At 33.6% G+C, this 9,072-nt stretch carries 10 protein-coding genes; 9 read left to right on the top strand and 1 reads right to left on the bottom strand.

Features of this window, described 5'->3' with window-relative positions; genetic code table 11:
• Positions 1-305: 305 nt before the first annotated feature.
• The 6 genes from ASC72_RS14535 (at position 306) to ASC72_RS14510 (ending at position 3,527) form a co-directional block, all read left to right on the top strand.
• Positions 306-962 (top strand): hypothetical protein, encoded by a 657-nt coding sequence (locus tag ASC72_RS14535; RefSeq protein WP_131725821.1) that lies wholly within the window; start codon positions 306-308, stop codon positions 960-962.
• A gap of 21 nt (positions 963-983) precedes the next feature.
• Positions 984-1,238 (top strand): hypothetical protein, encoded by a 255-nt coding sequence (locus ASC72_RS24545; RefSeq protein ID WP_241775709.1) that lies wholly within the window; start codon positions 984-986, stop codon positions 1,236-1,238.
• Positions 1,229-1,342, top strand: a complete 114-nt coding sequence (locus tag ASC72_RS24540; protein ID WP_371258461.1) for a GNAT family N-acetyltransferase — start codon at positions 1,229-1,231, stop codon at positions 1,340-1,342. The genes ASC72_RS24545 and ASC72_RS24540 overlap by 10 nt, the downstream gene beginning before the upstream one ends.
• A gap of 78 nt (positions 1,343-1,420) precedes the next feature.
• Positions 1,421-2,161, top strand: coding sequence for a LytTR family DNA-binding domain-containing protein (locus tag ASC72_RS14525; protein WP_056192016.1), 741 nt, complete (start codon positions 1,421-1,423; stop codon positions 2,159-2,161).
• Positions 2,162-2,261: 100 nt separating this feature from the next.
• The gene (locus ASC72_RS14520; RefSeq protein ID WP_056192012.1) at positions 2,262-2,822 is read left to right on the top strand and encodes a hypothetical protein; all 561 of its coding nucleotides are present in this window, start codon (positions 2,262-2,264) and stop codon (positions 2,820-2,822) included.
• 525 nt (positions 2,823-3,347) lie between these two features.
• Entirely contained in the window at positions 3,348-3,527 is a 180-nt protein-coding gene (locus tag ASC72_RS14510) for a hypothetical protein (protein WP_056192006.1), read from the top strand.
• A 206-nt stretch (positions 3,528-3,733) separates the two neighbouring features.
• On the opposite strand, the gene ASC72_RS14505 is transcribed toward ASC72_RS14510, so the two are convergent.
• Complete coding sequence (locus ASC72_RS14505) at positions 3,734-5,095, bottom strand: hydroxymethylglutaryl-CoA synthase family protein (RefSeq protein ID WP_056192003.1); 1,362 nt, start codon at positions 5,093-5,095, stop codon at positions 3,734-3,736.
• A 362-nt stretch (positions 5,096-5,457) separates the two neighbouring features.
• Between ASC72_RS14505 and ASC72_RS14500 the strand changes: the two genes are divergently transcribed.
• From ASC72_RS14500 to ASC72_RS14490, 3 genes are read left to right on the top strand one after another with little or no spacing between them, the layout of a single operon-like run.
• Positions 5,458-6,123, top strand: coding sequence for a succinate dehydrogenase cytochrome b subunit (locus ASC72_RS14500; protein WP_056192002.1), 666 nt, complete (start codon positions 5,458-5,460; stop codon positions 6,121-6,123).
• Positions 6,124-6,134: 11 nt separating this feature from the next.
• Positions 6,135-8,135, top strand: a complete 2,001-nt coding sequence (locus ASC72_RS14495; RefSeq protein ID WP_056191999.1) for a fumarate reductase/succinate dehydrogenase flavoprotein subunit — start codon at positions 6,135-6,137, stop codon at positions 8,133-8,135.
• Positions 8,136-8,182: 47 nt separating this feature from the next.
• The gene (locus ASC72_RS14490) at positions 8,183-8,929 is read left to right on the top strand and encodes a succinate dehydrogenase/fumarate reductase iron-sulfur subunit (RefSeq protein ID WP_056191995.1); all 747 of its coding nucleotides are present in this window, start codon (positions 8,183-8,185) and stop codon (positions 8,927-8,929) included.
• Positions 8,930-9,072 lie beyond the last annotated feature (143 nt).

Below are 9,072 nucleotides of genomic sequence, written 5' to 3'. Positions count from 1 at the left end.
TTAGGAGGATGGAAAGGTTATCTTTCTGAAAGAAAACCTGGTATCACAACCTTTTGGATTGGCCTGCAAAAATTCAATTCAGTCATGCAAGGCTGGATAATCTTTAGAGATGTGTCCAGACGGTAGGCTAAAAAGCCTTGTTTTTCTAAATCGGGAGATATCGCCTCAATCCCTCACGCTCACGGTTTCATAAGAAGATTATTGTAATTAATTTCGAGTTAAATGGGAAAGCATTATTTTAGCAATAACAAATACTTTGTGGAGTAATAATTTGGTGATTGTTTATTAAAAAGAAATATCCTTTAATGAAAAAATATTACATATTAGAAGTAAGTGATGACAGTGCAGGAGAATCTCCAAATAATTACAATTGGAAAGGTAAAACTTCAGCTTCAGCTTTAAAGAATTACATTCATGAGCATAAAGATTTCCCTTCCTTTATGCCTAATTTGGCCATTGAAATTTATGATGGTCCTAATTTTAATAAAGTAAATGATTTTATATTTGGAACAATCGATAAATTTTGTGTTTCTAAAAAAGTAAAAGATATTTTGGAGCAATTTAGTTTGCCAAAGCATAGATTTTATCCAGTTGATATTTTCGTGCGCAAAAAGATTTTAGGTATTATCAAATCGAGAAAAAAATTGGATGATGAATATTTTGCATTTAATTTTGATTTCTTTCATATTTCAAATAATGAACATTGGATTGATTATGAAAAAACGGAATTTGAGAAAAATGGTATTTATATTGATAAAACAGAACATATCTTTTTAAATGAAAATTTTGACAAGAATATAGATTTATTTCAGCTTAGGTATTCTTGGATGACTTATGTTTCTGAGGAATTAATGGATGAGTTAATTAAAAGTAAAGTAACAGGATTAACTTTTTCAGAGATAAATGAAAAGCAATATAAGGTCAAAAGACCAAATCCAAAGATAACGTGGGAATATTTATAGTACTTTTTACCACAATAACATATGAATTCAAAACTCCAAATAAGAAAAATCCAAACCCAAGACTTAAATTTCGTCTACAAATCAATATGCGAACTTGAAAATGAAGAATTAGACTTCGAAGGATTTGCAGCAATCTTCAATGAAAACATCGCCAACCCAAATAATCTTTATTTGATTGCAGAAAATGAAAATGAAGAAGTGGGTTTTATTAGTTTTCATACACAAAATCTTTTGCATCATTGCGGACGAGTTGGTGAAATACAGGAATTTTTATAAATGAAAGTCATCGTGGCAAAGGCATCGGACAACAAATCATCGAAAAAATCATGCAATATGCAGAAAAGAATAAATTAAAAAAGCATCGAAGTAACCACAAATAAAAGAAGAGTAGAAAATGTTATGATTTACGAAAATCTTGGTTTTACTTTATCCCATAATAAGTTTACTATTTATAAGTAATGAAAGGATTAAATCCATCAATAAAACATCATTTGGTAGTTGGGCTTCTGATTGCTTTATGGATTTTTGTATTCGCATTCATCATAAAACCTTTTGATGACGGAACTTTAAATTTCCGATCCTGGTTTTTGATTAGTTTTGGTTTTAGTATTTTGGCTTTTTTCTGTTACGGCGTTTTGGCTGTTCTTCAAAAAAGCATTTACAAAAACATCTCAAAGTGGAATCTCAGTTTAGAAATTGGAAGTGTTTTTTTCTTTTTTCTACTTTATCTATTTGGAATTTATGCTTTTTATAAAAGTCCAATTTTAAAAGGTGGTTATAGTTTTGTGGAGTTTTTCTCTGTCATTTTTCTCAAAGTCGCCTTGATTTTAACGCCTGTAATTATTCTGGCGAGAAGATATTTGATTAAACTTATTCCTATAAAAGATGATGTTTTAATTTTTATAGGAGAAAATAAACTAGATATTCTAAAAATCAAAAAGACCGATTTGGTTTGTATTTCTAATGCTCAAAATTATGTGGAGATTTTTTATATCGAAAACGAAAAATTGCATTCAAAATTGATTCGTTCGTCACTCAAAAAAATTCTCGAAGATTTTACTTTTTTAGTTCAAATTCATCGTTCCCATTTAATAAACCCTTCACATTTTAAATCCTGGAGAAACTCAAATGCCGTTATTCTGACTCAAATAGAACTTCCGGTTTCTAAGAATTTTAAAGAAAGTATATTGACTTTATAATTTCGTACCTAAAACAATAGGTTTTGTACCAAAGTCAATGATATTGGCATTTACAGAAGTTTTTCATTCTAGTTTTGTTTCATCAATTTTAAAATAAATTATGAAAACAAAACATCTTTGCACGCTCGGACTGCTATTTTTCGTTACAAGTTATTTGTTATTTTCTAAAGTATTACCAGACTTTCAAGATTCAATTGATTTTGCGCATTGGTTCAATTTAATTGGCGCTTGTCTGTTGTTATCGTTTAATGATGTATTTCCTAAAAGCAGATTAAATTCTATAGCTTCGGTTGTTACGGATTTTGGGGTTATTGCGCATATTGGCCTCTGTACAATCGATTTTATAATGTCGGGTTTTGGTAATGATGATTTTGCGAGAGAACAATTAAGTCAACATATTAGTAATGTACCATCAATTTCATATCCTTTTGTGATTGTTGGTCCGTCCTTGCTTTTTATTGGACTCTCTCTTCACGCGTTGAATTTTATCAAAACCAATACGATAAGTGTTGCAATGGTTTTTGTTTCTTCGTTAGCAATTGGTTTCTCCTTTTTTATATTGAAAAATGGAGTTTATATGTTGTTGGGTTGTGTGGTCTTTGTTTCAGGATTGGGCTTGTTGCTACTTAGAAAAGAAGAAAATGAATTGACTTTGAAATAAGTTATTGATAGAACCAAGTTTGTTGTTTTAATTTGTATTTTCGTTTGAAAGAAATAATTGACAATCTAAACAAAATTGAATAAACACCTAAAATACCTAATCTATCTCTTTCTCGCTTTTGTCGTGATAGCAAGTGATGGTACTTTAGTTTCTCAATCAAAACCGGCAGATTATTATCAATCTTCGTTTGTTATCTCAAGACGAGAATTAGATTCACAAAAATCTCGTTTATACGTATTTAATCAATTTGTTTCCCGATTAAAAATTGCATTTTCTATTCCTGTAAATTATCTGGCGTTTAAACAGGTGCGGAGTTTTCAAATTCATATTATTCAAAAATTACAAAATCTTCTTCATCAAAATATAAATTCATTTATAAGACAAGCTGTTTTTTTAAATGAAATAACAACTTCATCCAGTTTATATAAAAGTTTATACAGCGTTTAGGAAAATTCTTTTCTAGACATTTATGCGTTTCAACGCATAAAATGATAAAATAATGTCTAATCATTTATCATTTGTAAAATGTATAAACACAAAAATAAAACACGTTTAGAGCCATCTAAACGACCACTTCATTGGATAAAAAGAAAACTACTTTTAATTATCACTGCCTTTATGCTTGGAATGTCAAACGGAATGCATGTGCATGATGAAGCTATTAAGGGCAATCGAACTTATACGGAACAGCATAAAAAGGACTGATTGTGTTATTTAACCGCAAAGTGCGCAAAGGTTTTTTTTATCCATACAATGTCTTAAGATAAGTTCGCAAAGCTTTGCGAACCTTTGGTAAACCTTAGTGTGCTTTGCGGTTAGATTTAATCGCACAAAAAAACCGAAACATTAAGCTTCGGTTTTTGTGTTTATTGGAATTTGGTCCCGAAGCCTCGGGATAAAAATTGGAATTTCTATTCAATCCATTTATAATATCTCGCTCCAATCAAATTAGGAATCTCTTTTTCAATTCGATCTAAAACCCATTCGTTTCTAGGAGTTCGAACACTTTGTTTTTGTTGCTTTTTATGAAGGCTTTCATAAGTTTCAAAACCAATTTCTGTACTTTCTTCCAGATTTTCAAAAAGTTTGGTTTTGGCTAAAGCCGATTGCCATTCCGGTTGAATTGTCCCTTCAAAAACTTTCGATTTTGATCCGCTGCCGTAAGCCAGGAAACCGAATTTAGTTCCCGCAACTTCTTGCTTTGTATCGTAATAATGAGCCAAAGTAGATAATAAACCCATGAAAATAGAACCTGTATAAAGGTTTCCAATTATAGAAGAAGCCAATTCTGCAGGCTGTAATTTCTCGGTTACAAACTTTTTATAGTCGTCAGATTTTCCAACTTCTTTAATTTTATTCTGATAATCTGCCGGTTCGATATTTTCTGAAATGATTTTCTCAGCGCTGTCTAAAGCGTAAATTTCAGATAACATTCTGCGTCCCTGAAAAGAATACGGCAAGTGCATAATAATGCTGTTCCAGGTATTGTATAAAGTTTCGGTTGTGTTTTTTAGTTTTTTGAAGGAGAAGTAAGCATTCCGCGTACGATCCATATAACATTGATTCGAATATTGACCGTCAAAAACCGGTTGATCTTTGTGAATTTCGATTTCAGCTTCTAAATTATCAAACCAGAGATCGTTGTTTTCATTTTTCGTAATCGCTTCTTTTGAGATAGTTCTGTAAGGTTTAAAAAAGTCAAAAACACCTTTTGTACTTGTCGCCCAATTTTCATCAAAAGTGATAATTCTAGGGTTTGAAGTCACTAACATTGCCAGAGCTCCGGCGCCCTGAGTATATTCTCCTGTGGAATTTAAATCGTATTTCGCAAAATCAGTAGTAACCACAATTGCTTTTTTCGTCGGATTCAGTTTTACAAAATCAATACAGTTTTGCAGTGCATCAACACCACCAATGCAGGCAAAAGTAAAATCGACAACATCACATTCGGCAAGGGTATCTTCGCCAAATTTCTGTTCCATTAAATTGATTAAATACGAGCTGATTGGTTTCGAACTGTCGATACCACTTTCGGTACCCACATAAATCCGGCTGATTTCATTTAAGTTTATTTCGTTCTCCAAAATAAGTTTGGTTAAAGCGTTTGCTCCAAAAACTACAACATCCTGGTGAACATCTGGTAAGGTCATTTTAATTAATCCGAGACCTTTTTCTAATTTTTCTGGTTCAATATTTCTGGCAACCGCCAAAGTTCTGATGGGTAAATGTATGTTGGCTACATCAAAAGAGATAGCATCAATTCCTGTTTTCATTCTCATTTTTTTTGAAGCCGATAAAGGTAAAATTATGTAATGGAATGACCATTTTTTTCGTCTACAAAATTTAGAATAGAAGGCACTTTTGAAGAAAACAAATTAAAAGTTTGATTAAAATAGTAATTTGATAAAGTTTTGTCAGACTCAAATCATCATTGCTGCTGTTAAATAATTTTGTTAAAGTGTGTGTTTTTAGTTTTTTATAATAAAATTATTTGATATTAAGTATTTTTTATACGTAAAACTACGTATTACGTAGTCTATTTTAAAATCATTATAAATAACAACGAAATGGTTGTAGTTCTTTGTTAATTGAGTTATTTTTGTCTAATTTTTTAAAACAAACTACTTAAACACTTATGGCACAATCTGCACTATTGAATGCTTCCATCTTAAAGAAAGTGGCTATGGCACTTTCGGGAATATTCTTAATCACGTTTTTAGCGCTGCATGTTACCTTAAATTTCATTTCTGTTCTTAGTGAAAATGTTTTTAACGAAGCTTCTCACTTTATGGGTTACAATCCGCTAATTCAATATGTAATGCAACCTGTTTTGGCCGTCGGAGTAATTTTTCATTTCATTATGGGATTCGTACTGACTGTTCAAAATAGCGCAGCAAGACCAATTGCTTATGCAAAATACAACGGAGCTGCAAATGCTTCCTGGAGTTCTAGAAATATGATTATTTCTGGATTGGTTATTTTGGCTTTCTTAGGATTGCACTTTTATGATTTTTGGTTTCCAGAAGTTAGTTATAAATACATTGCAGGTACTGCGCCAGATGCTACAAGGTATTATGGAGAATTAGTGCACAAATTCCACGATCCAATTCGTACGGGATTATACTGCATTTCTTTCGTGCTTTTAGGATTCCACCTTTGGCACGGATTCGCATCTTCTCTTCAATCAATGGGGATGCACAATAAATATTCCAGATTTTTAAGTAAAGTGGGTTACTGGTTTGCAGTTATAGTTCCGGCACTTTTCGTAATTATCGCATTATTTCATCATTTCAATAATTAATATCAATTATAATGGCATTAGATTCAAAAATTCCACATGGTCCAATATCGGACAAATGGACAAATTATAAAGATCATATTAATTTAGTAAACCCTGCTAACAAACGTAATTTAGATATTATCATTGTTGGTACAGGTTTGGCTGGAGGTTCTGCGGCAGCAACTTTGGCTGAGCTGGGATATAACGTAAAAGCATTTTGCTTTCAGGATTCACCTCGTCGTGCGCACTCTATTGCAGCACAAGGAGGTATCAATGCGGCAAAAAATTATAAAGGTGATGGTGACTCGGTTTACAGATTATTTTATGATACTGTAAAAGGGGGTGACTACCGTGCGCGTGAAGCAAACGTTCACCGTTTAGCTGAAGTTTCGGCAAATATTATTGACCAATGTGTGGCTCAAGGGGTGCCATTGGCTCGTGAATATGGCGGACTTTTAGATAACCGTTCTTTTGGAGGAACTTTGGTTTCTCGTACTTTTTACGCACAAGGACAAACCGGACAACAATTATTGTTAGGAGCTTATTCTGCAATGAATCGTCAGATTGGTCGTGGTAAAGTAAAAATGTACAACCGTCACGAGATGCTTGACATCGTAATCGTTAACGGAAAAGCGAGAGGAATTATCGCTCGTAATTTAATTACCGGAGAAATAGAAAGACATTCTGCTCACGCAGTAGTAGTTGGTTCTGGAGGATACGGAAACGTATTTTTCTTATCAACAAACGCTATGGGAAGTAACGCAACAGCAGCATGGAAAATTCATAAAAAAGGAGCGTTTTTCGCAAATCCTTGTTACACACAAATTCACCCAACATGTATTCCGGTTTCTGGGGATCACCAGTCAAAATTGACTTTGATGTCTGAGTCGCTACGTAATGACGGTCGTATTTGGGTTCCTGCAAAATTAGAAGATGCTCAGGCAATTCGTGAAGGAAAGAAAAAAGCAACTGATTTATCTGAAGCTGAAAGAGATTATTTCTTAGAAAGAAGATATCCTGCTTTTGGTAACTTGGTACCACGTGACGTTGCATCTCGTGCTGCAAAAGAAAGATGTGATGCTGGTTTTGGAGTTAACAAAACGGGAGAAGCAGTTTACTTAGATTTTGCCGCAGCAATTAAACGTTACGGAACTGAAGAAGCTTTCGTAAAAGGTTTAGATGCAAACGATGCTGCCTTAGTAACTAAATTAGGAGCGGAAATCGTGAAAAGTAAATACGGAAACTTATTCCAAATGTATTACAAAATCGTTGACGAAGATCCTTATACAACGCCAATGATGATTTATCCTGCGGTTCACTACACAATGGGTGGAACATGGGTTGATTATAACTTAATGACTACAATTCCGGGATGTTTCTCAATTGGAGAATCGAACTTCTCTGATCACGGAGCAAACAGACTTGGAGCTTCTGCTTTGATGCAAGGTTTAGCTGATGGATATTTTGTTCTTCCATATACTATTGGAGATTATTTGGCTCCGGATATTAAAATGGGTGAAATTTCTACAGATTTACCAGAATTCGTAGAAGCAGAGAAAGCTGTAAAAGATCAAATCGACAGATTTATCAATAATAAAGGAACTCATTCTGTTGATTATTTCCATAAAAAATTAGGAAAAATCATGTGGGATAAAGTTGGTATGGCTCGTAATGCTAAAGGTTTAACTGAAGCTATCGAAGAAATTGCCGCTTTACGTGAAGAGTTTTATAAAGATGTAAAAGTTCCTGGAAGCGCTAACGAATTTAATCAAGAATTAGAGAAAGCGACTCGTGTTGCCGATTTCTTAGAGTTAGGAGAATTGTTCGCGAAAGATGCATTACACCGTAATGAATCTTGTGGAGGTCACTTCCGTGAAGAATACCAAACTGAAGAAGGAGAAGCACTTCGTGATGATGAAAACTTTGCATACGTTGCAGCTTGGGAATACAAAGGAAAACCAAGTGATGCTGTATTACACAAAGAACCTCTAGTTTACGAAAATATTAAATTAGTTCAAAGAAGCTATAAATAGTATTTAAGAAAGTTTAGATACTTCTTAATACTTAAAACTTATACAAAATGAAACTTACATTAAAAATATGGCGTCAGAAAAACGCCCAGGATAAAGGGGGAATTGTTGATTACCCAATTGATGGAATCGAACCAGATATGTCTTTCCTTGAAATGCTTGATGTTCTTAACGAACAATTAATCAACAAAGGAGAAGAGCCAGTAGCATTTGATCACGATTGTCGTGAAGGAATCTGCGGAATGTGTTCATTGTTCATCAATGGAGAGGCACACGGACCAGACAGAGGAGTAACTACTTGTCAATTGCACATGCGTATGTTTAAAGATGGTGATACGATTTTTATCGAACCATTTAGAGCAAAAGCTTTCCCGGTAATTAAAGATTTAGTGGTTGACAGAAGTTCTTTTGAGAGAATTCAACATGCTGGTGGATTTATCTCGGTAAACACTTCAGGAAATACAATCGATGCAAATACAATTCCGATTAACAAACACGATGCAGATAAATCATTTGATGCTGCCGCTTGTATTGGTTGTGGGGCTTGTGTTGCAACTTGTAAAAACTCGTCAGCAATGTTATTCGTTGGTGCAAAAGTATCTCAATACGCATTGTTGCCGCAAGGTAAAGTTGAGGCTACAGAACGTGTACTAAACATGGTTCACCAAATGGATTTAGAAGGTTTTGGTAACTGTACCAATACCGGAGCTTGTGAAGTAGAATGTCCTAAAGGAATTTCTCTTGAAAATATTGCACGTATGAACCGTGAGTATTTATCTGCGAGCTTAAAAGGATAATTTTAAGAAATAGTTTTAAATAGTAAAAAAGCATTCGTCGCGGCGAGGGCACTGAAAAAGTCTTTTCACGAATAAACTGTTAATTAAAAGGAGTAGAAAACAAAAGGTTTTCTACTCCTTTTTTATTATCTTTTCCGTGTAAT

Origin of the sequence: Flavobacterium sp. Root420 (assembly GCF_001427905.1) — a bacterium.
Lineage (GTDB): Bacteria > Bacteroidota > Bacteroidia > Flavobacteriales > Flavobacteriaceae > Flavobacterium.
The sequence above is the reverse complement of the archived record's forward strand: the minus strand, read 5'-3'. Positions and strand labels throughout refer to the sequence as shown.